The sequence below is a fragment of the Streptomyces sp. NPDC087270 genome (assembly GCF_044744625.1).
GTDB lineage: Bacteria > Actinomycetota > Actinomycetes > Streptomycetales > Streptomycetaceae > Actinacidiphila.
On sequence record NZ_JBIUYR010000003.1, the window covers coordinates 513539 to 540458 of the forward strand.

17 protein-coding genes and 2 pseudogenes are annotated in these 26920 nt (G+C 71.9%); 11 read left to right on the forward strand and 8 right to left on the reverse strand.

All coding sequences use genetic code 11. From position 1 onward, the window contains the following. The first annotated feature begins 1 nt into the window (after position 1). The 3 genes from ACIPAE_RS09020 (at position 2) to ACIPAE_RS09030 (ending at position 3509) form a co-directional block, all read left to right on the forward strand. The gene (locus ACIPAE_RS09020) at positions 2-1045 is read left to right on the forward strand and encodes a proline racemase family protein (protein ID WP_402443910.1); all 1044 of its coding nucleotides are present in this window, start codon (positions 2-4) and stop codon (positions 1043-1045) included. Beyond that, positions 1042-1992, forward strand: a complete 951-nt coding sequence (locus ACIPAE_RS09025) for an ornithine cyclodeaminase family protein (protein ID WP_402443912.1) — start codon at positions 1042-1044, stop codon at positions 1990-1992. The genes ACIPAE_RS09020 and ACIPAE_RS09025 overlap by 4 nt, the downstream gene beginning before the upstream one ends. Before the next feature lie 89 nt (positions 1993-2081). Beyond that, on the forward strand, positions 2082-3509 hold the full coding sequence (locus ACIPAE_RS09030; RefSeq protein WP_402443974.1) for an aminopeptidase P family protein: 1428 nt from the start codon (positions 2082-2084) through the stop codon (positions 3507-3509). 57 nt (positions 3510-3566) lie between these two features. Here ACIPAE_RS09030 and ACIPAE_RS09035 read toward each other — a convergent pair. The 4 genes and pseudogenes from ACIPAE_RS09035 to ACIPAE_RS09050 all read right to left on the reverse strand — a co-directional run. Then, positions 3567-3951: pseudogene (locus ACIPAE_RS09035) on the reverse strand (M24 family metallopeptidase); the annotation flags it as partial. Between the two features lie 11 nt (positions 3952-3962). Beyond that, a pseudogene (locus tag ACIPAE_RS09040) lies at positions 3963-4247 on the reverse strand (FCD domain-containing protein); the annotation flags it as partial. A gap of 319 nt (positions 4248-4566) precedes the next feature. Further along, on the reverse strand, positions 4567-5514 hold the full coding sequence (locus tag ACIPAE_RS09045; RefSeq protein ID WP_402443914.1) for a DMT family transporter: 948 nt from the start codon (positions 5512-5514) through the stop codon (positions 4567-4569). Beyond that, positions 5511-6329 carry an SDR family NAD(P)-dependent oxidoreductase gene (locus ACIPAE_RS09050; protein WP_402443916.1) on the reverse strand — a complete coding sequence of 273 codons (819 nt, stop codon included), beginning with the start codon at positions 6327-6329 and terminating at the stop codon, positions 5511-5513. Before ACIPAE_RS09050 ends, ACIPAE_RS09045 begins: the two co-directional genes overlap by 4 nt. Positions 6330-6504: 175 nt before the next feature. On the opposite strand from ACIPAE_RS09050, the gene ACIPAE_RS09055 reads away from it, so the two are divergent. The 6 genes from ACIPAE_RS09055 to ACIPAE_RS09080 all read left to right on the forward strand — a co-directional run bounded on the left by ACIPAE_RS09055 (position 6505) and on the right by ACIPAE_RS09080 (position 15521). Next, on the forward strand, positions 6505-7086 hold the full coding sequence (locus tag ACIPAE_RS09055) for a TetR/AcrR family transcriptional regulator (RefSeq protein WP_402443918.1): 582 nt from the start codon (positions 6505-6507) through the stop codon (positions 7084-7086). Between the two features lie 810 nt (positions 7087-7896). Further along, on the forward strand, positions 7897-8589 hold the full coding sequence (locus ACIPAE_RS09060) for a FadR/GntR family transcriptional regulator (RefSeq protein WP_329372822.1): 693 nt from the start codon (positions 7897-7899) through the stop codon (positions 8587-8589). Positions 8590-8758: 169 nt separating this feature from the next. Then, positions 8759-9553: an ATP-binding cassette domain-containing protein gene (locus tag ACIPAE_RS09065; protein WP_328460211.1), complete on the forward strand. Its 795-nt coding sequence runs from the start codon at positions 8759-8761 to the stop codon at positions 9551-9553. Beyond that, the gene (locus ACIPAE_RS09070) at positions 9550-10605 is read left to right on the forward strand and encodes an ABC transporter permease (protein WP_329372819.1); all 1056 of its coding nucleotides are present in this window, start codon (positions 9550-9552) and stop codon (positions 10603-10605) included. Before ACIPAE_RS09065 ends, ACIPAE_RS09070 begins: the two co-directional genes overlap by 4 nt. 50 nt (positions 10606-10655) lie before the next feature. Next, positions 10656-11645, forward strand: a complete 990-nt coding sequence (locus tag ACIPAE_RS09075) for an ABC transporter substrate-binding protein (RefSeq protein WP_402443921.1) — start codon at positions 10656-10658, stop codon at positions 11643-11645. A gap of 30 nt (positions 11646-11675) precedes the next feature. Then, positions 11676-15521, forward strand: a complete 3846-nt coding sequence (locus tag ACIPAE_RS09080) for a GH116 family glycosyl hydrolase (RefSeq protein WP_402443923.1) — start codon at positions 11676-11678, stop codon at positions 15519-15521. A 78-nt stretch (positions 15522-15599) separates the two neighbouring features. Here the strand turns inward: ACIPAE_RS09080 and ACIPAE_RS09085 are convergent, their stop codons facing one another. The 3 genes from ACIPAE_RS09085 to ACIPAE_RS09095 form a co-directional block, all read right to left on the reverse strand. Continuing rightward, positions 15600-17429 (reverse strand): alkyl/aryl-sulfatase, encoded by a 1830-nt coding sequence (locus ACIPAE_RS09085; protein WP_402443925.1) that lies wholly within the window; start codon positions 17427-17429, stop codon positions 15600-15602. A 456-nt stretch (positions 17430-17885) separates the two neighbouring features. Continuing rightward, on the reverse strand, positions 17886-21668 hold the full coding sequence (locus ACIPAE_RS09090; protein WP_402443927.1) for a trypsin-like peptidase domain-containing protein: 3783 nt from the start codon (positions 21666-21668) through the stop codon (positions 17886-17888). A gap of 126 nt (positions 21669-21794) precedes the next feature. Continuing rightward, the gene (locus ACIPAE_RS09095; protein ID WP_329372800.1) at positions 21795-22157 is read right to left on the reverse strand and encodes a CU044_2847 family protein; all 363 of its coding nucleotides are present in this window, start codon (positions 22155-22157) and stop codon (positions 21795-21797) included. 519 nt (positions 22158-22676) lie between these two features. On the opposite strand from ACIPAE_RS09095, the gene ACIPAE_RS09100 reads away from it, so the two are divergent. Together ACIPAE_RS09100 and uvrA are read left to right on the forward strand one after the other, a co-directional pair. Continuing rightward, positions 22677-23894, forward strand: a complete 1218-nt coding sequence (locus ACIPAE_RS09100) for an SGNH/GDSL hydrolase family protein (RefSeq protein WP_402443929.1) — start codon at positions 22677-22679, stop codon at positions 23892-23894. A 210-nt stretch (positions 23895-24104) separates the two neighbouring features. Continuing rightward, entirely contained in the window at positions 24105-26582 is a 2478-nt protein-coding gene (uvrA, locus tag ACIPAE_RS09105; protein ID WP_402443931.1) for an excinuclease ABC subunit UvrA, read from the forward strand. Positions 26583-26659: 77 nt separating this feature from the next. Here uvrA and ACIPAE_RS09110 read toward each other — a convergent pair. Continuing rightward, positions 26660-26920 (reverse strand): MerR family transcriptional regulator (locus ACIPAE_RS09110; RefSeq protein WP_402443933.1); only part of this gene is annotated, 261 nt, incomplete at its 5' end.

Here is a 26920-nt window from a genome sequence, read left to right on the forward strand (position 1 = left end):
GATGACGAGGACGCGGCCGATCGAGACGATCGACTGGCACACCGGCGGCGAACCGTTCCGGATCGTCGAGGACAGCCCGGAAGCGGTGACCGGCCACGGGCTGACCGTCGCCGAGCGCCGGGTCGTCGCGACGGCGAGCGAGGAGGCGCAGTGGCTGCGGGCGCTGCTGTGCCGCGAGCCGCGCGGCCACGCCGACATGTACGGCGGGTTCCTCGTTCCGCCCGACGACGACGGCGCCCACCTGGGTGTCCTCTTCTGGCACAACGACGGGTTCTCCACCGCGTGCGGGCACGGCACGATCGCGCTGGGCTCGTGGGCGGTCGCCTCCGGCCGGGTCCCGGCACCCGCCGACGGCACGACCGACGTCGTGATCGACGTCCCCTCCGGGCGGGTCACGGCGAGCGTCAGGACCGCCGAAGGCCGGGTCCAGGACGCCACGTTCACCAACGTGCCCGCGTACGTCCACGCGCACGGCGTCGAGGTGCCGACCTCCCGCGGGAAGGTCACCGTCGACATCGCCGACGGCGGCGCGATGTACGCCGTGCTGCCGGCCGAGTCCGCCGGCCTGCGCGTCCAGCCGCGGGACGTCACCGAACTCATCGCCGTCGGACGGGAGATCCGCGACGCGCTGAACGCCGCCGGCGCCGCCGAACACCCCCTCGATCCCCGGCGATCCGGGATCTACGGGACGATCCTCACCGAGGAGACCGGGCCCACCGAGGAGCGCGCCGACGGCAGCCGGCTGGTACGGCAGCGCAACATCACGGTGTTCGCGGACGGCCAGGTCGACCGTTCCCCGTGCGGTTCCGGCACGTCGGCGAGGGTCGCGGTGCTCGCGAGCACCGGACAGCTGCGCCCGGGCGACGAGTTGCGGCACGAGTCCGTGGTGGGCTCGGTGTTCCACGCCCGGATCACCGAGCAGACCTCGGCCCACGGAATCCCGGCGGTCGTCACGGCGGTGACGGGTACCGCGCACGCGGTCGGCACGTGCCGGTTCACCGTGGACCCCCGCGACACCCTGCTGCCCGGGTTCGTGCTGCGATGACCGAACTCCTCGACGCCGAACAGGTCTTCGCGCTCGGCCCGGTGGGCGCCGTCCGGACCATCCGCGACGCGCTGGCCGCGGGCCTCGACCCGGAGAGCGACATCCCGCGGGCCATCGCGCCGCTGGCCCACGGGCAGGGGCTGTTCATGCCGTCGGAGGCCGACGGCTGGTTCGGGGTGAAGGTCGCGACCGTCGCCCCGGGCAACGCCGCCCTCGGCCTGGACCGCATCAACGCGACCTACCTGCTGCACGACAGCCGGACCCTGCGGCCCGCCGCGATCCTCGACGGCGTCGCGCTGACGACGCTGCGCACCCCGGCGGTCTCGGTCGCCGGCGGCATCGACCGGCTGCGCGAGCTCGCCGGGAGCGCCGCGGAGGGGCTGCGGCTCGTGGTCTTCGGCGCGGGGCCGCAGGCCGAGTGGCACGTGCGGACGATCCGGGCGCACGTACCGGTCGCCGACGTCACGGCGGTCACCCGGCGCGGCGGCACGCCTTTGGCCTGGGCGGACCGCCATCCGACCGCGGACGACGCGGCCGTGGCCGATCATGTCCGCGCCGCGGATGTCATCGTCACCGCGACCTCGGCCCGCACGCCGGTCCTCGACGGCCGTCTCGTCCGCGACGCGGCGCTCGTGCTGGCCGTCGGCTCCCACGAGCCGTCGGTGCGCGAACTCGACGGCACGCTCATGGCACGCGCCACGGTCGTCGTCGACAGCCGGGCGAGCGCGCTGCGCGAGGCCGGCGACGTGATCCAGGCGGTCGCGGAGGGCGCGCTCGACCCGGACGCGCTGGTCACGATGGCCGACCTGCTCCGCTCGCGAGCGGCTCCGCCCGGCGGCCGTCCGACCGTGGTCAAGACCTGCGGGATGGGGTGGCAGGACCTGGTGGTCGCCGTCGCGGCGTACCGGCAGGCGGGGGCATCCCGGCCGGGAGCACGGGCGGAGTGACATCCCTCTGTTTCTATACCATGTGAAATGGTACCGTCGCCCTCATCAGGGGTTCCCGACGGACGGAGCAGACGGTGGGGCGAGACGACATGCGGCCGCGCGAGGGCGCGAGCCACGACCGCGCGGTACCGCCGACATTGGCGGAGTGCTTCACGCAAGGGTGGGCGAAGGAGGTCCCCGCGGTCACGGTCCTGCCCGGCGCGGCGTACGCGGCCGACCGTCGCGCGCGGCTGTCCGCGCGTTTCCCCGGCGAGCGGATCGTGGTCCCGGCCGGCGGCCTGAAGGTCCGCAGCAACGACTTCGACTACACCTTCCGGCCGCACTCCGCCTACCTCCACCTGACCGCCGAGCAGGGCGCCACCGCCGTCCCGGACAGCGTCCTCGTCCTCGAACCGACGGGCACGGGTCACGAGGCCACCGTCTTCGCCCGGCCGCGCTCGCCGCGTGACGGCGGGCCGTACGGCACCGAGTTCTACCGCGACCGCAGGTACGGCGAGTTCTGGGTCGGCCGGCGCCGCACCCTGGCGGAGACCTCCGACGCCCTCGGCCTCACGGCCCTCCCCCGCGACGACCTCGCGCGTGCCCTCACCCCGCGCGTGCCGACCCGGGTGGTACGCGGCCTGGACCCGGTGGTCGACGCGGCGGCGCCGCCGGCCGCCGAGGCCGAGGCCGGACTCCTCGCCTACCTGTCGGAGTCGCGGCTGGTCAAGGACGCGTGGGAGGTCGAGCAGATGCGCACGGCCGTGGGGCACACGGTGGCCGCGTTCCAGGACGTGGCGGGCGAACTGCCCACCGCCATGCGGCTGCCGCGCGGCGAGCGCTGGATCGAGGGGACCTTCAACCGGCGGGCCCGGCTGGAGGGTTACGGCCTCGGCTTCGAGACCATCGCGGCGGCCGGCGCGCACGCGTGCGTCCTGCACTGGATGCGCAACGACGGTCCCGTACGCGACGGCGAACTGCTCCTGCTGGACGCCGGCGTGGAGGCCGACACCTGCTACACCGGCGACGTGACCCGCACCCTGCCGGTCGGCGGGCGCTTCACCGACGCCCAGCGGCAGGTCTACGACCTGGTGTACGCGGCGCAGTCCGCGGGCATCGCCGCGCTGCGGCCCGGCGCGCGGTTCGGGGACTTCCACGACGCCGCGGCGCGCGTCGTCACCGAGGGCCTGGACGCATGGGGCCTGCGTCCGGGCGGCGCCGGCCCGCACGACTCCTCCCTCTACGGCCGCTACACCGTCTGCGGCTCCGGGCACATGCTCGGCCTGGACTGCCACGACTGCGCCGACGCCCGCCGCAACGCCTACCTGGACGGCGTCCTGGAGCCGGGCCATGTCCTCACCGTCGAGCCCGGCCTGTACTTCCAGCCCGACGACCTGACGGTCCCGGCACACCTGCGCGGCATCGGGATGCGCATCGAAGACGACTTCCTCATCACCGCGGACGGCGCCGAGTGCCTGTCCTCCGCGCTGCCGCGGGCGGCGGACGACGTCGAAGCGTGGGTGACCGCCGCACGCTGAGTCCCGCTCGGTCCGGGAAGCCGGGTGTGGGGCCGCCGCGGCGGCCGCACACCCGTGTCAGCCGCGCAGGCCGGCCATCCACGCCTCCACCTCGTCGGCGGACCGCGGCAGGCCCGCCGACATGTTCTCGTTTGCCGTCCGCGGTGACCAGGATGTCGTCCTCGATCCGCGCGCCTGTCCCCCGGTACTCCTGAGGCACCGTCAGTTCGTCGGGCTGGAAGTACCGGCCGGGCTCCACCGTGAGCACCATCCCCGGCGCCAGCGTGCCGTCCACGTACGCCTCGGTGGGGGCCAGCGCGCAGTCGTGCACGTCCAGGCCGAGCATGTGGCCGGTGCCGGCCAGCGTCCAGCGCCGGTGCAGGCCGAGCGTGAAGACCTCCTCCACCGACCGGTTGCCGAGCAGTCCCCAGTCCACCAGGTGCGCCGCCAGCGTGCGCTGCGATCCGGCCCGGCGGACGGGGCCCCTTCCGGGGTGTCGGCCCACAGGGAGCGGACGTTGCCGAGGTGGCGCCGCATGCACGCCTGCGCGCCCTCGACGTCCCCGGCGATCATGAGGTCGAGCAGTTCGGGGTGCTCCTCGGCGGACTCCACCAGGCGGCCCCTCGCGGCCGGCGCGGTGAGTCCGTACAGCCGCGAGCGCTTGCGGAGGTCGCCCACCATCTGGACGAGGTGGGCGTTGCCGGCAAGGCCCAGCAGCCCGAGGTGGAAGCGCCGGTCCGCCTCCAGGTACGCGATCAGTCCTGGAGGTCCGACCCGACGTGAGGCAGCGCTGAGCCTCGCCGCCCGGCGCTGCGGCCGGCGGGCGCCCTCCGGCGGGCACTGCTACCCGCTCGCCGGAGGGCCGCCCTGCTCCGACCACCGTCGGCAAGGGCCGCCGATCGGCGGGCCAAGGGGCCCGGTCGTCGGCGATAGCCGTCTGCGGCCTTGGGATCGCACGCACGGCCGGCTCGCCGGAACGGTGTGCGGGCCGCTGGCCGGTCGGCGTCGCACAGGGACGCACGCGAGGGCACCGACCGGTCAGCGCCACCCGCCGCGAACGCCGCAACGGGGTGCCCGTTCACGAGTTCGCCGTCAGTTCCCGCAGCCCGTTGGCGCGTTCGGGGTTCCGGTCCAGGCGGCCGTCCCGGCTCGCGCCGTTCGCCCTGGGCGGTCGGCGCAGCCCGATGACGACGCCGGCGGCGACGACCAAGGCGCCTGCGACATCCGCCGGGCCCACCACGCCGCGCCCGAGCACGGCGGTGGTGAGCAGCGCGCCCATCGGGACGAGGCCGGCGAAGAGTCCCGCACGATCCGCGCCCAGCCGGCGCAGCGCGTCGTACCACAGGAAGAAGGCGGTTGCCGTGACGAGGGCGCCGAGGTAGCCGAACGCTGCCGCTTCGGTGGGGGTGGGCAACCGCAGGGCGCTCGCGCCGTCGATGGCGACGCTCGCGGCCAGGAGTACGGGCACGGACATGGCCGCGGGGTAGGCGGCGACCCTCAGGGGGCCGAGTTTGGGCAGCAGGGGGAGGGCGATCAGGGAGAAGGCGACCTCGCCGGCGAGTGCTCCCAGTGACAGCAGCACACCGCGCGGACTGCCGCCGCCGAACCCGGCGGCAACGGCGGCGCCCACGGTCACGACGGCTGCGGCGCCGATGGTCCGGGCGGCGGGGCGGCGGCGTTGGGTCAGTGGCCCGACAAGGGCGAGGACCACCGGGATCATCCCGATCACGGTGCCGATCATGGCGGGGCTCGCGTACCGGGTCGCCTCCACCAGGAAGATGTTGAAGCCCACCAGGCCGGTGGCGGCCAGCGCGGCGAGGAGCAGGAAGTCACGGGGTGTCAGCCCGGCCCGGGGCAGGCGCCGGCGGCGCACGACGGCGAGAAGGATCGCCGCGGCGAGGCCGTAGCGCAGGGCCTGGCCGCTGAGGACGGGGTAGCCGGCGATGGTCGCGGACACCGCCGTCGACGTGCCGACGAGCAGCATCGCGGCGGCGGCGCCCGTCGCCGGGACCGTGGAGGAGCTCATGCCGCGTACTCCTTGGGCTGCGGGACGGTGCGCGAGGAACTGAGGACCTTGCGGGTGACGCGTTCGGCGAGGGCGGTGACCAGGGTGCGCGGGCGGCGCGGCAGGAGATGGGCGGACAGGGCGTTGGCGAGCCCGGGGGTGACGTAGCCGCGGTCCCGGTCGAGGGCGCGAAGAGCGGCGCGGACGACCGGCTCCGGCGTGGTCATCGAGCCGTTGACGGCTGCCTCACGGGTGCCGATGGCGTCGAAGAACGGGGTGTCGACCGGGCCGGGGCAGAGGGTGAGCACGCGGATGCCGCGGCCGCGGTACTCCTGGCGCAGGGCGAGTCCGAAGTTCAGCACGAAGGTCTTGGACGCGCTGTAGACGGCGAAGTACGGGGAGGGCTGGAAGGCCGCGGTGGAGGCGACGTTCACGACCGCGCCCGTGCCGCGCGCCAGCATGCCGGGAAGCAGCCGGTGGGTGAGGTCGACCAGTGCGACGACGTTGACCATCAGCTGGTCGTGGTCACGGGCGGTGGCGATGTCCTCGAAGTGGCCGCACGTGCCGAAGCCGGCGTTGTTGACCAGCAGGTCGACCGCCAGACCGCGGGCGGCGAGCCGGTCGGCGACGCGCTGGGCCGCGTCGGGTGCGGCGAGGTCCTGGACCAGGACGTGGACGCGGACGCCGTGCTCCGCGATCAGATTCTCGGCGAGGGCGGTGAGCCTGTCCTCGGACCGAGCGACCAGGACCAGATCGTGTCCGCGGGCGGCGAGCTGTACGGCGAACTCCGCGCCGAGTCCGGATGAGGCGCCGGTGACGAGCGCTGCGCTGTGCACGGGAACTCCTTCGCTTGACGAGCAACGAGCAACGAGTGGCGAGTGGCGTGTGGCGAGTAACTGAGACGGAAGAATACCCATTTCCCGAGTATCTGCAACAGAGTTGTCTCAGATAAGCTGGAGCTGACTCAGCGATGTATCGTTTACCGGACCAAGCGGCCACGTGGGAGGCACCATGAGCGAGTCGACGGCACGGCCGTTGCGGGCGGACGCGGAGCGCAGCGTGCGCGCGATCCTGGAGGCGGCCGAACGCGTGCTCTCCGCCGATCCGGGCGCGACGATGGAGCAGATCGCGGCCGCGGCCGGGGTGGCCAGGGCAACGGTCCACCGGCGGTTCGCCCACCGTCAGACGCTGATCGACGCGCTGGCTTCGTCCGCCGCCCGCCAGCTCGCCCAAGCCGTGGAGGACGGCCGACCCGACACGGCCCCTCCCCTGGTGGCGCTGCACCGGATCACGGCCAACGTGCTCGACGTGAAGAGCGCCTGGGCGTTCGCGCTGGGACTGCCGTCCGAGCCCGGCAGCGAAGCCGCCGTCCTCCACCAGGACATCGCCCGGCGCTGCCTCACCGTGCTGGAACGGGCCCGGACGGACGGGCTCATCGACGAGACGGCCGACCTCCACTGGCTACGACGGGTCTACTACGCACTGCTCGGGGAGTCCCTGCACGGGAGCCCCGAGGACTCCGACACCGACACCGACACGCTGGCCGCCCGCATCATCGACACCCTGCTCCACGGCGCCGGACCACGCACCTGAGCGACAGCCACGGGAACAGGGCACGCCGTTCCGTGGTCAGCCCCGGGGCCGACGCGACGCCCTGACGCGGACGGGCGTTCGTCCGGCCGGGCGGCTCCAACGTCGACGACATCTACCCGACCGTGGTCGCCCTGGCGCAGGAGGTCTTCGCGCTGGTGGAGAACGGGCTGGGCAGGTACGCGGTCCGCGATCAACACACCTGGCCCTGAGGTACACCGCGTTCGAGCCGGCCGCCCTGGCCACCTCGGGCCAAAGGCTGCGGCCAGTGCTCTCGCCCCAAGGTCGGCCGGCCGCCGTCCGGTTGCCGTGTTCAGCAGCCCGCCGAGCCGCGCCGTGCAGATGGCTGAGGTCGCCGGACCGACTCGCACCACGCCCGATCCGGATCTCCCGTAGGGCAAGGCCGCCGCGGGACATCCGACGCACCAGGCGCGCCCGTCGTGCGGTCATCGGTTGCGGTTGTCGGTTGTCGGTTGTCAGTTGTCGGTCGCGTCCTTGGTAGGACCCGATGGGGACGGCGAAGCCGAAGCGTCGCGGTTGCGATCATAAGTCGGATGACTTGCTCGGCCAAGCCCTCGGACGGAGTCCGCCGACTCCATCGGCCGGCCGCCCGAGCCGTAGGCCTCCTCCCCTGGTCGGCCGGTGGCCGGTGGGGCCATAGGCCAGCCGGCACACGCCTGTTGCCAGAGGAACGCGTCGAGGCGCAGCGTCCCGGAAGCGGGAAACATCGGGTTATTGACAGGGACGCGGCACGCTCATATGGTTCCGTCAATTCAAGGAAACATCGGGTTAATGCGCGAGGGAGGGAGGTACGTGGCGCTCACCGACGATGCGGTGGACGGTATCCGCCAGATGATCATCACGGGTGAACTCGCGCCGGGAGACAAGCTCCCGGCGGAGAAGGAACTGGCCGCACGGCTCGGGCTGTCACGCAACTCACTGCGGGAGGCGGTCCGGGCGCTCACCCTGATGCGAGTCCTGCACACCCGTCGCGGCGACGGCACCTACGTCACCAGCCTCGACCCGGAGTTGCTGCTCGGAACCATGCACATGGTCGTGGATCTGCACCACGACAGCACGGTCCGGCACTTCCTGGAAGTCCGTCGTCTGCTGGAGCCGGAAGCCGCGGCCAAGGCCGCTCTGAGCATCAGTTCCGACGAGCTCGCCGAACTGGACCGACTGCTGGACCAGGGCGAGAAGTTGGTGAGCGGTCAGGACCCGGACCCGGACCGTCGGCTCACGGCGGAGAACGGACAGGCGTTCCACCGCGTCATCGCCAGGGCTTCGCGCAATCCGGTACTGGCCACCATCGTGGAGACCATCTCCGGCAAGACGCTGCGTCCGCACGCATGGTGCGGCGTGACCGATCGATCCGACCTCCATCTCACCCTCAGCGAGCACCGGGCCATCTACGAGGCCCTCGCCGCCGGGGACACCTACCGGGCAAGAATCCGCGCCGCCGCACATGTGGCCGGCATCGAGGACGCCATGTTGTCCCCCCACTGAGCCGACCCGCTCCCGGACGTACCTGTTCCGCAGACCCCGCGCATCTCACTGCCCGCGTGCAGCTGATCGCCGTACGCCGCTGCACGCCGATTCTCGCTGCACGCCGTTTGTCGCTGCCCGCTGCCCACACGCCCGCACACCCGCACACCCGCCGAAGGGACTCTTCGCCATGCCTTCCCCACCCCTGGTTCCACCTGTACCCCTGCTCGAAGCCCGCGCCGTACGCAAGCGCTTCGGCCGGGCCGAGGCGCTGCGCGGCGCCGACTTCAGCGTCTACCGGGGCGAGATCGTCTCGCTCATCGGGGACAACGGAGCGGGCAAGAGCACCCTGGTCAAGGCGATGTCCGGCGCGCTCCTGCCGGACAGCGGCGAGGTGCGGATCGACGGCGAGCCGGTGCGCCTGGCCTCCCCGCAGGATGCCCAGGCCGCCGGCATCGAGACGGTGTACCAGGATCTGGCGCTGGCCGGTGGGCTGGGGTCGGCGGCCAACCTCCACATGGGTCGCGAGCCGCTGCGGGCCGGGTTCCTGGGCCGCATGGGGTTCCTCGACAAGTCCGCGATGCGCCGCCGCTGCGTGGAGGAACTGGCCTCGCTGGGACAGAAGCTGAACGATGTGGACTCGCCGGTCGCCACGCTCTCCGGCGGCCAGCGGCAGTCCGTCGCCATCTGCCGGGCGGTCACCTGGGCCAAGCGCGTGGTCTTCATGGATGAGCCGACCGCCGCGCTCGGAGTGGTGCAGACCCGACGGGTCCTGGACCTGATCCGGCGGGTCCGCGACGCCGGGGTGTCGGTCGTGCTGATCAGCCACAGCATGCCGCAGGTGCTGGAGGTCTCGGACCGGATCGAGGTGCTCAGGCTGGGTGCCAGGGTCGCCCGCTTCCGCACCGGCGAGGCCACTGCGGAGGACCTGGTGGCCGCCATGACCGGACTCCTCGTACACGATGCCCCGGAGGCGACCCGATGAGCGCACTGTTTCCCGCCGGTCTTCGGCCGGGCCCCGGCCGGGAACGCCGGCACGGCGAAGACGGTGACCAGCTCGCGCGGACGCTCCGGCAGCGGCTGCTCGGCTCCTCGCTGCTGTACCTCTCCGTCACCCTTGCCGTGCTCGTCGTCGGCTTCTCGATCGCCGCCCCCGGCTCCTTCCTGACGGTGTACAACATCCGCACCATGCTGACCGTCGCCTCAGTGCTGCTGGTGGTGTCGGTCGGCTCGACCTTTGTGATCGCCACGGCCGGGATCGACCTGTCGGTCGGCTCCGTGCTGGTCTTCGCCGGGGTCGTCTCGATCAAGGCGATGGAGGCGGTCGGCGGCGGCGGCGCGGGCGCCGTACTGGTGGGCCTGGCCGCCGCGCTGCTGGCCGGGCTGGTGTGGGGCACGATCAACGGCCTGCTGGTGGCCCGGCTCAGGGTGCCGCCGCTCATCGCCACGCTGGGCTCGATGGGCGTGGCGCTGGGCATCGCCGAGCTGGTGACCAACGGCTCCGACCTCAACGGCGTCCCCACCGCGCTGTTCACCACCATCGGCCTGGGGCGACTGTTCGGCGTGGTGCCGTGGATCGTGGTGATCGCGGCGGCCGTCACGATCGGCGCCTGGATCACGCTCACCCGGACCCGGTTCGGACTGCGCACGCTCTTCATCGGCTCCAACAGCGAGGCCTCGCGCCGATCGGGCATCGACGTCACCCGGCACCTGATCACGGTGTACGCGCTGGCCGGAACCCTGGCCGGGCTGGCCGGCTTCCTGGACCTGGCCCTCTACGCCAGCGCCAACATCGCCGGGCACACCAACGACAACCTGCAGGCCGTCACCGCCGTGGTGCTGGGCGGAACCAGCCTCTTCGGCGGCACCGCGTCCATCCTCGGCACGGTGATCGGCGTGTTCATCCCCGCGGTACTGCAGAACGGTTTCGTGATCGTCCGGGTGCAGACCTTCTGGCAGGAGGTCGTGATCGGCCTGGTCCTGGTCTTCGCGGTCTACCTGGACCAGCTCAAGCGCAGTGCCCTCGAACGCTTCTGACGCCAGGCTCCCCTGCTCCGCCACCCACCCGCCCGAAAGGTCCCGTCACCATGCCTGTCAAGAGATCCGCGGCACTCGCCGTGTCCCTCACCGCGCTCGTCGCCCTCACCGCCGGCTGCTCCGGCTCCGGTTCCACCGCCGCGGGAGGCTCGGGCGGCAGCAAGCACTACAAGATGGTCTACGTCCAGGGCATGGCGGGCAATCCCTTCTTCACCTCGCTGACCTGCGGCGCCCAGGCCGAGGCCAAGGCCAAGGGCGTGTCCTTCGACGCCCAGGGCGGGAAGGACTACAGCCCGGAGAGCCAGACCCCGGTGCTCAACGCGGTCATCGCTCAGCACCCGGACGCCATCCTGATCTCGCCGATGGCCGGCGAGGCCATGGTCCCGGCACTCACCCAGGCCAAGGCCCAGGGCATCAAACTGGTCTTCGCCGACTCCAAGGCGGCCGACGACTCGCTCGCGGTGTCCGAGATCGCCTCGGACAACCATGCGGGCGGTGTCCTCGCCGCCAAGACCCTCGCCACCGAGATCGGCGGCAAGGGCAAGGTGCTGGTGATGGGCGCCAAGCCCGGGATCTCCACCACCGACGCCCGCCAGCAGGGCTTTGTCGAGGAGATGAGGAACCACCCGGGCATCACCGTGCTGGACCCGCAGTACAGCGAGAGCCAGCCCGCCACCGCCACCGCCAAGTTCAGCGCCGTACGGGCCGCCAACTCCGACCTGGCCGGGGTGTTCGCGGTCAGCACCCAGGAGGTCGAAGGCGTGGCCACCGGCGTGCAGAGCGCGGGCGCCACCGGCCGGGTCAAGGTGGTCGGCTTCGACACCTCCGCCCCGATCATGGACGACGTCAGCAAGGGCGTGGTCCAGGACGTCGTGGTCCAGGAGCCGCTGCAGATCGGCAAGGACGCCGTGGACCAGGCCCTCGCCGCGCTCCAGGGCAAGGCGACCACCACCAGCATCGCCACCCCGTACGTGGTGCTCACCAAGGCCAACATGGCCACCCCGGAGATCGCCAAGTACGTCTACAAGAGCAGCTGCTGAACCTCCGCCACCCCCATCCTGGAGGAAGACATGCACGCTCCACCCGCCCGCCGCACCGGACGCGTCCGCGCCCTCGGACCGGCGGCGCTCGCCCTGGCTCTCACCGCGGCGGCGCTCACCCTCCAACTGCCCGCGCCCTCCACCGCCTCCGCGACCGACGCCGGCACCACCTGGGACTTCGAGGACGGCACCGCCCAGGGCTGGCAGGTCACGTCCGGCTCCTTCGGCCGGCTGATCAGCGACCGCGCCTTCGAGCACAACAGCCCCACCACCCCGTACACCAAGCAGGGCACCTGGTTCCTGTCGACCCTGGAGTCGCCCACCCAGGCCGCCGACGACGGATACACCGGGGAGGTCGACTCCCCCTCGTTCGTGCTGACGCGGCCCGACATCAGCATGCTGGTCGGCGGTGGCAACTCGGCGAACACCTATGTCGGCGTCGTCGACGCCGACGGCAAGACGGTCGCCAAGGCCCAGGGCAACAACGCCGAGACGATGATCCGGCGCACCCTGGACCTGTCCGCGTACCTGGGGCAGACCCTGCACCTCGCGGTGGTCGACAAGGCCACCGGCAGCTGGGGGCACGTCACTGTGGACGACGTCCACGTCAACCAGCCGCTGTCCGGCTACCAGGCCTTCGACTTCGAGAGCGGGACTCCGCAGGGGTTCACCACGGTCAGCGGATCGTTCGGCTCCCTGGTGACCGACCGCGACTACCGGCTGGACGCCCCGGCGTTGCCCTACACCAAGCAGGGTTCCTTCTACTTCTCCACCCAGGAGGCCCCGGACGGGACCACCGACGAGGGCTACACGGGCCAGGTGGTCTCCCCCGACTTCGTGCTGAGCCAGCCGGCGATCCAGATGATGGTCGGCGGCGGAAAGGGTCCGAAGGAGTACGTCGCCGTCGAGACCGCCGACGGCACCCAGGTCTGGCGGGGCAGCGGCGGCAACTCCGAGGCCATGCGGCCGCTGACGGCGGACCTCACCCCTTACCTGGGGCAGACCCTGCGTCTGCGGGTCGTCGACGAGGCCGCCTCCAAGTGGGGCCACATCACCCTCGACGACGTGCAGATCAACCTCCCCGCCCCCGGCAGTGCGCCCGCGGTCGTCGGCGATCCGGCCTCCACCCACACCGAGCGCGGGCCGGTGGCCTTGCAGTGGACCTATCCGATCAGCTCGGGCGTCACCGGCTACCGCGTCTACCGTGCGCCGCTCTCCTCCGCCACCGCCACCCATCCGACCGGCGCGCCCAGCCTGCTGGCGAACGTGCCGGTCACCGAGCTGGGTTACACCGACCACACCGCGAAGGCGGCCGGCGAGTACATCTACACCGTGAAGGCCGTGGACGCGCGGGGGGACGAGTCGCCGCCCGCATACACCATCGCCCGCGCCTACCAGGACCTCAACGCCCGTGGCACCACCAAGGTCTACTCCGGCAGCGCGCTGACCGACATCAAGTTCCCGGTCGGCCCGCTGGGCGACGGCGGGCTGCTCCAGGACGGCACCGGGCAGCGCCGCAACTGGCAGAACTTCTACCCCGCCGACAACGTCACCTACACCGCCGATCCGCTGCCCGACACCTTCTTCGCGGTCCGTTCGGGCAAGGCGGGTTCCGCCGGGGCGGTCGCGGCGCTGCAAAGCGTCCCGGCCGGTTCGTTCCCCGCCTCGCCGTCGCTGACCATGACCGGTGAATACCCGATGGGCAGCTACCGGTTCAAGGCGGCCGTGCCCGGCCTCGACGTCACCGAGAAGTTCGACAGCCCGATGGTGCCGGGAGACACCAAGGACTCCTCGCTGCCGGTGGCGGCCTACACCTTCACCCTCACCAACACCACCAAGGCGGCCAAGCAGGTCAGCCTGCTCGCCGCCCAGCAGAACGCGGTCGGCTGGGACGGTCTGGCCAAGGTGTCGGGAACCAGTTACTCCGGCTACGGGAACAACACCGACACCGTCGAGCAGGACGCGTCGGGCACTCGCATCCAGCTGACCAAGTCCGGTAGCGCGGCCAGCCTGCGGCTGAGCACGACCGCGCCGCACGCCACCGCGACCGCTTCCTGGTCGGGCAGCGCCAACCTGCTCAGCGCCTTCACCAGGAGCCCGGACCTCACCGGGCCGACGACCGCCACCAGCGGCACCGGAAAGACCGTCGACGCGGCGCTCGCCTCCACCGTCACCCTCGCCGCCGGCCAGTCGGTCGACATCCCCGTCACGCTGCGCTGGTGGGTCCCCGACGCGTCCCACCAGAGCGGCCTGTACAGCGGTCGGCACTACACCACCCTGTGGAAGTCGGCCGCGAATCTGGACACCTACCTGGACACGCACCTGGCCGACGCCCAGGCCCTGACCCGGAAGTACCACGACACGCTCTACGCCTCCGACCTGCCCCAGTACGTGCTGGACAGGGCCAGCTCCGGCGCCGCACTGCTGCACACCCCGACCGTGTACTGGACGGACTCCGGCATGTTCGGCGGGTACGAGGGCTACGGGTGCTGCAGCGGGATGCCGCCGCACGTCTGGGAGTACAACCAGGACGCACCACAGCTCTTCCCCGAGATCGGCACCGACATGGTCACCCAGTGGCTGGACAAGATCAACCCGGACGGCAGCCTGCCCGAGCGCCCGCTGAGCGGCAGCACCGGGTCCGCGATCGACGGCCAGGCCGGCGTGGTGCTCTCCGCCTACCGGGAGTACCTGGCCGACTCGCCGACCGCCGGCAAGGCATGGCTGGACAGCCAGTGGCCGCACCTGAAGGCGGCGATGGACTGGATCTGGAAGACCAACGACCCCGACCGGACGGGCCTGACCACCGGGCTCGCCCACAACACCCTGGACACCGACTTCTCCGGCACCAGCTCCTGGACCGGCTCGCTCTACCTCGCCGCAGCGGACGCCGCCTCCCTGATGGCCACCGTGGAGGGCGACTCGACCGAGTCCGCCCTGCTCACCGGCATCTACCAGGCGGGCCGGACCGCACAGAACGACCTGCTGTGGAACGGCGAGTACTACCGCGAGGTCAGCCAGGGCTCCGGCCAGAGCTACGGCAACGGCGTCTCCATCGACATGCTGCTCGGCCAGTGGTGGTCCAGCCTGCTCGGGCTGGGCCCGATCTACCCGGCCGACCGCGAGACGCAGTCGCTGAGCACCCTCTTCCGCGACAACTTCAAGAACAACTTCCTCGGCTACAGCCACCAGTGGCGCGACTTCGTCGCGCCCACCGACTCCGCCGCGGTCATGTTCACCTGGCCGCACGACGACAAGCCCGCCAACGCGGTCAACTACAACGACGAGACCATGAGCGGCTTCGAGTACTCCGCCGCCGCCACCATGATCCAGAACGGCCTCGTCACCCAGGGGCTCACCATGGTCGACGCGGTCAACAACCGCTACGACGGCGTGCTGCGCACCGGCAACGGCATCACCAGCGGGACCTGCGCCACCGGCGACGGCACCGGCAACCCGTTCGGCGACGACGAGTGCGGGCAGTGGTACGGGCGCTCGGGCAGCAGCTGGTCGGTCATCGAGGCGCTCCAGGGCCTGACCTACAACGGTCCGGCCCGGACCATCGGCTTCGCACCGAAGTTCCGTCCCGGCAACCACAGTTCGTTCTTCACCGCCGGCAACGCCTGGGGGCTGTTCAGCCAGAACAGGGCCGGCGGCAGCCAGACCGACACCCTCAAGGTGACCTACGGACCGCTGTCCCTGAGCCACCTCACCTTCACCACCGCGACCGCGGCGACCGCCGTCACGGTCACCCTCGACGGCACCGCCGTGCCGGCCACCCTGCACACCGGCAAGGGGGGCACCACCATCGACCTCGGCCACACGGTGACGGTCGCCTCCGGCAGCAGCCTGCAGGTGCATCTGACCACGCGCTGACCCGGCCCGGCACACCCACCCTGGTGCCCCGTCTCCCCCTGCCGGGAGACGGGGCACCCCTGTCCCGAGGGTTGTACGTCAAGGCGTGACGAGGGCGAAGTCGGGGTCGGGGGTGTCGAGCAGGCCGGTGAGGGTGGTGAGGACCTGCGGGTCGCCCTCGACGTGCACGCCGTCCAGTCCCTTGCCGCCCAGGACGCCGAGGAGTTCCGGCTTGGTCAGGGTGAGGGTCAGGTCGGCCGCCGGGCCCGGCTCTTCCGTGCCGGAGGCAGTGTCGGTGCTGCGGTAGGTGAGGGCACCGTTGGACAGCAGAAGGTGCCAACTACGGCCCTCGTCGGTGACGTTCCAGGTCATCGTGAGCCTCTCGTCCCACGCCCTCGGGCCGTCGACGCGGATGGCGAGCGAGTCGATGAGCATGTCGACGGTCAGGGCCATCGCCATCTCGGGGTTGGTCGTCTCCAGCGCGGTGTGTGCGACGGTGCCGCGCAGTTCCTGGGCACCCATCAGGTAGAAGTTGCGCCAGGTGGCGTTCTCCGCGCCGAAGCCGAGCTTCTCGTACACCGATGCCAGCGCCTGCTTGGCGATCGAGTCGTCGGGGGCGGCGAAGACCGCGTGCCCCAGCAGCGTCGCGGCGAACCGCAGATCCCCCGTATCCGCGTACTCCTTGCCCTTGGCGATCAACGCCGGCACACCGCCGTAGTCAGCGGCGAACCGCTGGGCCTGCTCGACCGGCGGATGCTCCCACAGGTGGGCCGGGTTGCCGTCGAACCAGCCCATGTAGCGCTGGTAGATGGCCTTGACGTTGTGGCTGACCGACCCGTAGTAGCCGCGGTTCGCCCACCGGTTCGCGATCGCCGGCGGCAACTCCATCCGCTCGGCGATCTCCATCCCGGTCAGTCCCTGGTTGGTCATGCGCAGGGTCTGATCATGGAGGTACGCCCACATGTCGCGCTGGCCTGCCAGGTGCTCGACGATGCGGTCCTGGCCCCAGGTGGGCCAGTGGTGGGAGGCGAACGCGACCTCGGCCCGGTCGCCGAACAAGCTGATCGTCTCGCCCAGGTAGTGCGCCCAGATGCGGGTGTCGCGGACCACCGCCCCGCGCAGGGTCAGGATGTTGTGCATGTTGTGCGTGGCGTTCTCCGCCATGCACAGGGCACGCCGGTCGGGGAAGTAGAAGTTCATCTCCGAGGGTGCCTCGGTGTCCGGCGTCATCTGGAAGACGATCCGCACCCCGTCGACCGTCTCCTCCTGGCCGGTGCGCGTGATGTCCAGCGTCGGAGGGACCAGGGTGATCGTGCCCTTGGAGGTCGTGATGCCCAATCCGGCGCTGATGTGTCCGGCAGGGCCCTTGTCCAGTTCGGCGCCGTACATGTAGACCGCTCGGCGGGTCATCGCGCCACCCGCGTACACGTTCTCCGCCACCGCGTGCTCCAGGAACCCGGCCGGGGCGATCACCGGCACCGGGGCGTGGCCGTGCGGCAGCACGCCGCGTGAGCCGCCGAAGTGGTCGCCGTGGGAGTGCGTGTAGATCAGCCCGGTGACGGGGCGGTCGCCGCGGTGCTCGCGGTACAGCGCGAGCGCGGCGGCCGCGGTCTCAGCCGAGATCAGCGGATCGATGACGAGGACACCGGAGTCGCCCTCGACCAGCGTCATGTTCGACAGGTCCAGGTTCCGGACCTGGTAGATCCCCTCGGTGACCTCGAACAGGCCCTGCTTGTTGCACAGCCGGCTCTGCCGCCACAGGCTGGGGTGCGCGCTGGGAGGGCAGTCCCCGTCCAGGAAGCCGTACGCGTCACCGTCCCAGATCACCCGGCCGTCGTCCGTCCGGATCACCGCGGGTGAGAGGGCGGCGACGAACCCGCGGTCGGCGTCCTCGAAGTCGGACGTGTCTGCGTAGTCGAGATCACTCATGGACAACGAATAGCCCAGAAACGGCACATTTGCACATAACTGTATCGCGCGCCCTGCAACGTGTTCCCCGCTCGCCACCAGGTCAGCGTCAACCGCGTCGAGCAGGGCACTCGACCTCGGGCCGGACGTGCGGGAACACTGCCGGCCACCCCGGTCAAGGAGCGAGAAACGGATCTGCGGAGCGAGTTGACGGAAGGTCGAGCGACGGTATCCCGGTGGGCAGGTGGTCGCGACGACCGAGGCACCCCCGCCCTCCATCGTCCCCAACGGATTCGACGGGTTCGGTGGGTTCGACGGGGAGATCGGGCCGGTCCCCGAGTACCTGCGCGATCCGGCCTCGTGGCCCCCTTCGGGCGCGGCCCGGCCGCGCGCCCGGTGCCGCCAGATCCCAGTCGAAGAACGCCACCGGCCGAAGCGAGCCACCGGCCGGCCGATACGCCGTGTTCGTACGAGGCGTCAGGCGGTGCCGAGTGCCGGACGTGGGGCGGACTCGGTGCCCAGGGTCTCGTGCAGCCGCACCTCGTCGGCGGGGGGATGGCGGGTGCCGGTGGACAGCAGGTCGCGGGCTGCCTTCGTGGCCTTGCCGCGGCCCGTGCCGGTGGTGAGGAAGCAGCGGAGGTCGGTCCGGAGGCGTTCGACATCCGGGTCCGGATCTCCGTCGTGCACCGCGCTTTCCGCGGCGGATCGAAGCGCGTGGTCGAGGCCCGCGCTGGGCGGGATGGCGTCGAAAAGGGCGTACACCGCGGCATAGCGCAGCAGCAGCTCGGAGCTCAGGGCGGCGGACACGTTCGCGCCGTCGTCCAGGTCGAGCGCGGCAACCGCGCGGGTCAGCGCCTCCGCTCCGCGTGCCATCTCGTCGAGGCGGATGTGGGCCGCGCTCAGGTCGATCAGGGCGCTCACGAGGTGGGGCGGGGTGTTGCAGCGCTGCCAGTGCTCGACGGCTTGGGCAACCAGGTCCTTCACCGCGTGGTGATCGTCAAGAGCTTCTGCCGCACAGGCCCCGTTCTCGCACGCGACGGCCGCTGTCCACCAGTTGCCGAGCGTCGTGTACGCGGTCTCAACGCGCCACGCCAGTGGGAGCGCCTCAGCGTGGTTGCCCGCCCACAGCTCGGCGCGCTGCCTTTGGAAGAGCGCCGAGGCCCGTAGTTCCGCGGTGCCGTGTCCCTCGGCAAGTTCATGGGCGCGCAGTGCCAGTGCGCGGGCTTCTTCCGGGCCCGCCGTCTCGAAGGCCAGCTTGGAGTTGTTGATGGCGATCGGGACGGCGGTGGCCGCCAGACCCAAGGCGGTCAGCACGGAGACCGCGCGCCGGCCGGACGCCAGGGCAGCCGCCGCGTCGCCTTGGTCCCACTGCATCAGCGAGATCAGGAAGTCGGCCTCGGCGGCCCCCGCGTGCAGGTTGTGGGCCCCGGCGATGTCACGGGCCCGCTGCGCGTACACCAGTGCGCGCGCCGGGTCGGTGTCGCGCAGCAGCTCCGCGTTGTCCCAGCACAGCCGTACGGCATCGGCGGGCGCCGAGAGGCGCTGGTGGAGGTGGACGCGAACGTCGTTGGCCGCCACCTCGCCGTCGAGCTCGCCGCCCGCCTGGTACAGGGCCGCCACCCCCTCCGCCAGTTCCAGGGCGAGCGCGAGCCATCCGCGTTCCTCCGCCGTACGCACCGCCGCGTGGAAGCGGGCCGGGTCGAGGGCGCCGGACAGTTCCGCGTCGGGCTCCCCCCGGTTGATCTGGCCGAGCCGGTCGCGCAGGAACTGGACGGAGCGGTAGGTGACGTCGTGTACGTCCTCCTCCGGCTCCTCCTGTGCCAGGCGCTCCTTGGCGAAGAGCAGGACAAGGTCGAAGAGGGCGAAGGAGGCGAGCACGCCGCCGGAGAAAGTGCGAACGAAGGCGGCGTGTTGGGCGAGACTGCGGTCGACCAACCGGTTGAGGAGCAGTTCCTGGCGCAGCGCCGGGGCGTCGAGGCAGGCGCCCAGTTCCTCGCCGGTCGTCACCGCGCCGGGCACCGCGGCGATCAACCGGAAGGTGCGGCGGGCCGCGGCGTCCAGGTTGTCGTAGCTGAGCCTGATCGCCGCGCGCACCGCTCGGTCCCCCGAGTCCAGGTAGTCCAGCCGGGTCGACTCCTCCTCCAGCAGGTGCAGCAGGTAGTCCACCGGCAGGTCCGGGCGGCTCGCCAGCCGTCCACCGACCATCCGCAGCGCCAGCGGCACGTCCGCGCACAGCCGGGCCAACCGGTGCAGCACGGCGGGGTCGTGGCTGCGCTCGGGGTCGCACGCGGCGAGTACCCGGACCGCGGCGTCGCGCGTCAGCGGCTCCACGCGGAAGACGAGCGACCGGTCGGCGTACCCCTGGACGCGATCGCGGGAGGTGACGACGACCGCGCAGGTGGCGGGGGGCTTCACCAGGGGCGCGACGTGGGCGGCGTCCAGGGCGTCGTCGAGCACCAGCAGCACCCCTCGGCCCTGGAGTTCGGCAGTGAACCGGCCGAACAGCGCGGCGTCGCCCAGGTGCTCCCCCGCGTCGAGGTCCGCGCCGATGTCGAGGCCCAGCGCCTCCGCCACCATCCGCACGACGGTACGGGCGGGTCTTCGGGCGTCGGGGACCAGTCCGTGAAGGTCGACGTGGAAGATCCCACCGGGGAAGTCCGGCGCGAGTGCGCGGGCGGCCTCGATGGCCACGGTGGACGTGCCGACGCCCGGCTGCCCCGACAGGAACGCGGTCGCCGTGCCCTGCCATGCCGTGCTCCCGCGCACGGCGCGGACCACGTCGGCGACCAGTTCGGTACGGCCGAGGACGAAGGGATCGGGATCGGGGATACGGCACATCTGGGCCGCGGCCACGGCCCGTCGAGCGCGGCGCTGGACCTCGGCCGCCCCGGGGGCGGTGCCGCTCGTCCCGCCCTGTTGGCCCTGCGCACCGTTCCCGTTCGGGTCCGGCCTGCGGACCATGACGGCGCGGGTGGAGGCGGTACGCAGCTCCGGGAGCCGTGCGGTGAGGGCGGTGAGGAATGCCTCCAGGTGCAGTGTCCGCCCGTCGGTGAGCACCGCCCGCAACTGCCTTCGGCACACCGCGGAGAGTTCGACGAAGAGCTCTTCGGACAACTCCTCGACCAGGACGTGCCGAAAGGAGTCGAGCAGCGCGTCAGAGGTCCGGGGTGCGGCGCCGTTCGAACCGGTCCCGTTCGGACCCGTGCCGTACGGGTCGTTCCGCGTGCGCGAGCCGTCCAGCGGGGCCTGCCAGTGGCGCAGGGCCTCCTCGTGCTGCGGGTGCGAGAGCAGCAGCACCCGAGGGTCGAGCCCGCGCAGCCGGGTACGGCGCCGGAAGTCCCGTACGGCGTCGCCTTCGTGTCGGCCGTGGGCGACGGCTCTCGACAGCAACCACTCCGCCGCGTCCCCGGCCCCGCCGACCCCGCGGTACGCGTCGTCCAGCGCCATCAGCGCACGGGCCGCCTCCACCGCGGCCTCGTTCAGGCCCCCGACGCCTTCGGGCACCCCCCGGTCTCGGGCCGGCCCCGGATCGGGTGCGACGCGTGTGGCCACCGCGCCGGCCCGCCCGCGGACCAGGGCGGTGTCCACGGTGCGTACGGACAGCACGGTGCCGACCTCGTCGGCGAACACGAGCCGCCGACGCACGTCGATCCCCGGGACGGTCGACAACAGCACAGCGACGTCCTCGACCCGGGCCACCCACACGGAGTCCCGCAGCCAGCCGTCCGCGCTGTTGTACCGCGCGGAGACCACGCCGACGGCGGCACCGTCCGCGAGGCGCAGCACGGGGGCACCGCTCATCCCCGGCATGACGTCCGCGGACCTGACGCGCCACAGCATCACCTGGTCATCCCGCATGGTGCCGCCCTGCCAGCTCCCCGGGGCGTCCAGCGACTGGTAGCCGTGGCCGGGGTCGTCCACCTCGGCGACGCCGGTCACGACGACGTCCGCCTGGAAGGCCACCGGGTGCAGGGAGACGGGGACGGACTCCGCCAGCGGCTCGGCCCGGCGCACCACCGCGAGGTCCCGGGGCACGTCGACGGCCACCACCTGCGCGGGCGCGCGCCCCACCGATCCGTTCAGGGCGTCCACGGACAACGACGCCCCGAGCCAGTCGCATCCGGCCTCCGCGAGGACGTGCGCCGCTGTCACCAGCACGCCAGGGGACACCTGGAAGCAGGTGCCCACGGGCGTACCGTCGACATCGAGGACCCGGCCCAGGAAACCGGGGACCCTCGCGTCCCACACCGCGTCCACCACCGTTGCGCTCCCCCGTCTCCCCCGGCTCCCCCAACTCCCCCCGCGGACGCCGCTGCCACGGCCCTCTCCCTACGGGCGGCTCAGCCGTGCGTGCGTCGTCCCGCCCCCGTCGTACGCCACGGGTGGTCAGTCGGCGCGGTCGGCCGCGGCGGCGCCCTGCTCGCCCCGAGGCGCGGGATACTTCAGCCGTACCACCAGCGACGCCTCGCCGGAGACGCCGGCCACCACGATGGTGCCTTGCGTGGAGAACTTCAGTCCGAACTCCACCTCCACCTGCTCGGGGCGCGTTGCCTCGTGTGTCAGCCGGCCGATCGCCTCCCCGGTGGCGGAGGCGATCTCCACGATCGCGTCACGGGCATGGTCGAAGGCGTCCACGACCCGTCCGCTCGCGTTCCGCAACCGCGAGGTCGGCTCCGACCCGGCGACCGTGACCGTCTCGACCATGAGGTCAACGTCGCCAACACGCAGCGGAAGCAGTCGACTTGTCATGGGATCACCTTCCCACAACGAGCCCCGCCGCGTCCGGCGCCAGCGGAGGACCAGCGAAGCCCGCGGCCACCTCGGGTGAAGCCACGGGCGAAGGCGCGCGGGGGCCCGGCCGGAGGTGGGATTTCGGGGGGCGGCCAGCCGTTCCGGCGACGAGCGCGCGGGCTCGGCGGCCGTACGTTCCTTCTGGAGCCCACGGGCTGCCCACGCAGGGGCAGTTCGGGGACATACGTCGGACCTTCTTTCGGAAGGTCGTGCACGACTCTAGGAGATGGCCGGGTCGGCTCGTATATTCATGGGACGTCTACGCCCCCGGTGTCCCTTGAACCCCTGGTGCCCCGGGTGTCCCGGAGGTCCCGCCGCACCCCAGCTCCTGCCCCCCACCCCACCTTCCGGTGACCAAGCTCAGTGGGACCTACCTGCTGGTGGACGGATTCACGCGCGACTGACGGCTGCCGAACGGGAGAAGGGTGAACCATGCTGCTCACGAGGAGACCGCGCACCAAGGGAAGGGCCCGGCGGGTGCTAGTGGCCCTGATCGCGGCGGGCGCGGTCGTCGCCGGGCTGCCGGCGGGCGCGCCGCTCGCCGCCGCCCACCCGGCCCACGGCCGGGCCACCGCCCCGGCACGGGTGGCCGCGTGGTCGCCGAGCATGACCATCGGCGGACCGGACTTCGACGACGAGACGATCCGCATGGTCGCCCACTCCAGCGTCAGCGGCACCTCCCTGCGGATACACCTGTCCAACCTGCGCGGCACGACCCCGCTCACCATCGGAGCGGTGAGCGTCGCCGCGCAGGCGGACCGGGCCACCGCCGTGCCGGGTTCGCGGCACGCGGTCACCTTCTCGAACCACAGGTCCGTCACCCTCGCCGCCGGCGCGGAGGCGGTCAGCGACCCGGTCGCGATGTCCGTCGCCGCCGACCACAACGTGCTGGTCAGCGTCTACCTCCCGGAGGCGACCAGCTCCGCCACCTGGCACTCCGACGCCTTCGACACAAGCTACCTCTCCACGCCGGGCGACCACACCGCCGAGACGGGGGACGGCAACTACACCACGGCGACGACCTCTTGGTACTACCTGTCCGGTCTCGACGTGATCTCGCCCGGCGCCCGCGGCACCGTCGTGGCGTTCGGCGACTCCATCACCGACGGGTACAACACCCCGGCCGGGGCGTATCACCGCTGGCCCGACGACCTCGCCCGCCGGCTGTCCGGGCCGCACCCGATGAGCGTCGTGGACGCGGGCATCGGCGGCAACCGGGTGCTGACCGACGTGCCGAACATCTGGCAGGGGATCAGCGCGACCAAGCGGTTCGCCCACGACGCGCTGGGCCAACCCGGGGTGCGATACGTGATCCTGATGGAGGGCATCAACGACATCGGCAACAACGCCGGCCCCGACGGCGCCCCCCTCACCGCCCAGGACCTGATCGACGGCTACCGGAACCTGATCGGGCAGGCGCACGCCGCCGGCGTCCGGATCATCGGCGGCACGCTCCTGCCGGACAAGGGAAACGGCTACTACAGCGACTCCGCGGAGGCCCTCCGCCAGGCGGTCAACACCTGGATACGCACCAGCGGGGCGTTCGACGGGACGGTCGACTTCGAGAAGGCGGTCGCCGACCCCGCCGATCCGGCAGCCCTCGACCCCCGCTTCGACTCGGGCGACCACCTGCACCCCAACGAGGCCGGCATGCAGGCGCTCGCAGACGCGGTCGACCTCAGCCTGCTGCCCTGACCGCGGTGTGCGGGCAGCGACCACGGTCCGCTGCCCGCTCACGCGCAGTACCGGTGGGCGGGCTGGGTCAGGCACCGTGCCTCGCCACCCTGGTAGGACGTCGCCTGGTGCCGTGCCGGGCGCCGCGAACCGGTGAGCCCTTCCGGTCCCGGCACTGGGCTCGGTGGCGGCGCCCGTCGCGCGGTTCCCGGCGCGATCAGGTAACCAGGAATGGTGAACGAGGACGCGACCGACCCCTTCGTGCATGTCCGGGGCGCCAATGAGAACAACCTGCGGAACGTCGATGTCGACGTCCCGCGGGACGCGATGGTCGCCTTCACCGGCGTCTCCGGGTCGGGCAAGTCCTCGCTCGCCTTCGGCACGCTCTACGCGGAGGCCCAGCGGCGCTACTTCGAGTCCGTGGCACCGTACGCCCGAAGGCTGCTGAACCAGGTCGGCGCACCGCACGTGGAGGAGATCGCCGGGCTGCCTCCGGCTGTGGCCCTTCAGCAGCGACGCGGGGCGCCCAGTTCGCGCTCGACGGTCGGCACCATCACCACGCTGTCCAATCTGCTGCGCATGCTGTACTCCCGCGCCGGCACCTACCCGCCCCGGGCCGCACGGCTGGATGCCGAGTCGTTCTCACCCAACACCGCGGCCGGCGCCTGCCCGGAGTGCCACGGGCTGGGCGTCGTGCACGACGTCGCCGAGGACCTGCTGGTCCCGGACCCCTCGCTGAGCATCCGCGAGGGGGCGATCGCCGCCTGGCCGGGCGCCTGGCAGGGCGCCAACCTGCGCAGCGTCGTGAGCGGCTTGGGGATCGACATCGACCGGCCGTGGCGCAGGCTCAGGAAGAAGGACCGGGACTGGCTGCTGTACACGGACGAGCAGCCCTCCGTGTACATCGAGCCGGAGGAGGACCGGGTCGACTACGGCTACCAGGGCAAGTTCTGGAGCGCCCGCAAGCATGTCATGCACGTCCTCGCCGATTCCAAGAGCGACAAGATGCGCGAACGGGCGCTCCGGTTCGTCAGGAGTGTGCCCTGCCCCGAGTGCCACGGCAGCGGGCTGCGGCCCGAGGCGCTCGCCGTGACCTTCGCCGGACGCTCCATCGCCGAGATCAACGCGATGCCGCTCACCGAGGTCGTGGCGCTGCTGCGGCCCGTCGTGGGGCGCTCCGAGGCCGACGCCGCCACGTCGACCGCCCGATCCGGGGAGACCACCGAGGTCGCGGTCCGGATCTGCGGCGATCTCGTCGCGCGGGTCGACGTACTGCTCGACCTGGGCCTCGGATATCTCAGCCTCGGGCGCCGCTCGACGACCCTGTCGCCCGGCGAGGCGCAGCGCCTGCGGATCGCCACCCAGCTGCGCTCGGGGCTGTTCGGCGTCGTCTACGTCCTCGACGAACCCTCCGCAGGGCTGCACCCGGCCGACGCGGAACCGCTGCTGGAGGTGCTGGACCGCCTCAAGGCGGCGGGCAATTCGCTGTTCGTCGTGGAGCACGACATGGACGTCGTACGGCGGGCGGACTGGGTGGTCGACATCGGCCCCGGCGCGGGCGAGGGCGGCGGACGCGTGCTGTACAGCGGCCCGGTCGCCGGACTTGAGCAGGTCGGGGAGTCGGCCACGAGCCAGTACCTGTTCGGGCGCGCCCAGCCGCTCGACCACCGCCCGCGCACACCGCACGGCTGGCTGCACCTGAGCGGCGTCTCACGCCACAATCTGCACCATGTGTCCGTCGACGTGCCGCTGTGCGTCCTGACGGCGGTGACGGGCGTGTCCGGTTCCGGAAAGTCGACGCTGGTGACGCAGGTGCTCGCCGAGGTCGTCCGCGGCCACCTCGGACTCGTACCCGAGGACCCCGACGAGGCACAGCTGGAGGTCGACGTCCAGGACGCGTCGGGGGTCGAGTCGTTCGACCGGCTGGTCCGGGTCGACCAACGGCCCATCGGCCGAACTCCCCGGTCCAACCTGGCCACGTACACGGGGATGTTCGACGCGGTGCGCAAGCTGTACGCGGGGACGGACGAGGCCAGGGCGCGCGGCTACTCGGCCGGGCGGTTCTCCTTCAACGTGCCCGAAGGGCGGTGCGAGACCTGCCAGGGCGAGGGATTCGTCGCGGTGGAACTGCTGTTCCTGCCCGGCACCTACGCGCCGTGCCCGACCTGCCAGGGTGCCCGGTACAACGCCGAAACGCTGGAAGTCACCTACCGCGGCAAGAACATCGCGGAAGTGCTGGGGCTGTCCGTCGACGCCGCCGCCGAGTTCCTGTCCGCCGTCCCGGCCGCATCCCGCAGTCTGGAGACGTTGCGCGAGGTGGGACTCGGGTACCTGCGGCTGGGGCAGCCCGCGACGGAACTCAGCGGTGGTGAGGCGCAACGCATCAAACTCGCCACCGAACTGCAGCGGGCCCGCCGCGGGCACGCGCTCTACCTGCTCGACGAGCCGACGGCGGGGCTGCACCCCTCGGACATCGCGCTGCTGCTGCGACAGCTGCACCGGCTCGTCGACGCCGGCAACACGGTCGTCCTCGTCGAGCACGACCTCGACACGATCGCCACCGCGGACTGGGTCATCGACCTCGGGCCGGGCGGCGGAGACGCGGGCGGGCGGGTGGTCGCGTCGGGCCCGCCGGCCAAGGTGGCGAAGTCCCGCCGCAGCGCCACCGCGCCCTACCTCGCGGCCCGGCTCGCGAGGCGTCCCGTCTGAACCCCGGTACGGACCCGGAACCGTACATTTCAGGACCAGCCGGCGAACACGTCCATGGCGCTTCCGGCGACCGCAGGTCAATTCTCGGTCACTTCCCGCGATACGGCGCGACGGTATTCGGCGTTGATGCGCTGCGCTTCTTCGAGCTGGTCTTCGAGGATGATGATCCGGCAGGCCGCCTCGACGGGGGTGCCCTGGTCGACCAGTTCTCGCGCACGGGCGGCGATGCGCAGTTGATAGCGCGAGTAGCGTCGGTGGCCGCCCTCGGAGCGGAGCGGGGTGATCAGGCGGGCTTCGCCGATGGCGCGCAAGAAGCCGGGAGTGGTGCCGAGGAGTTC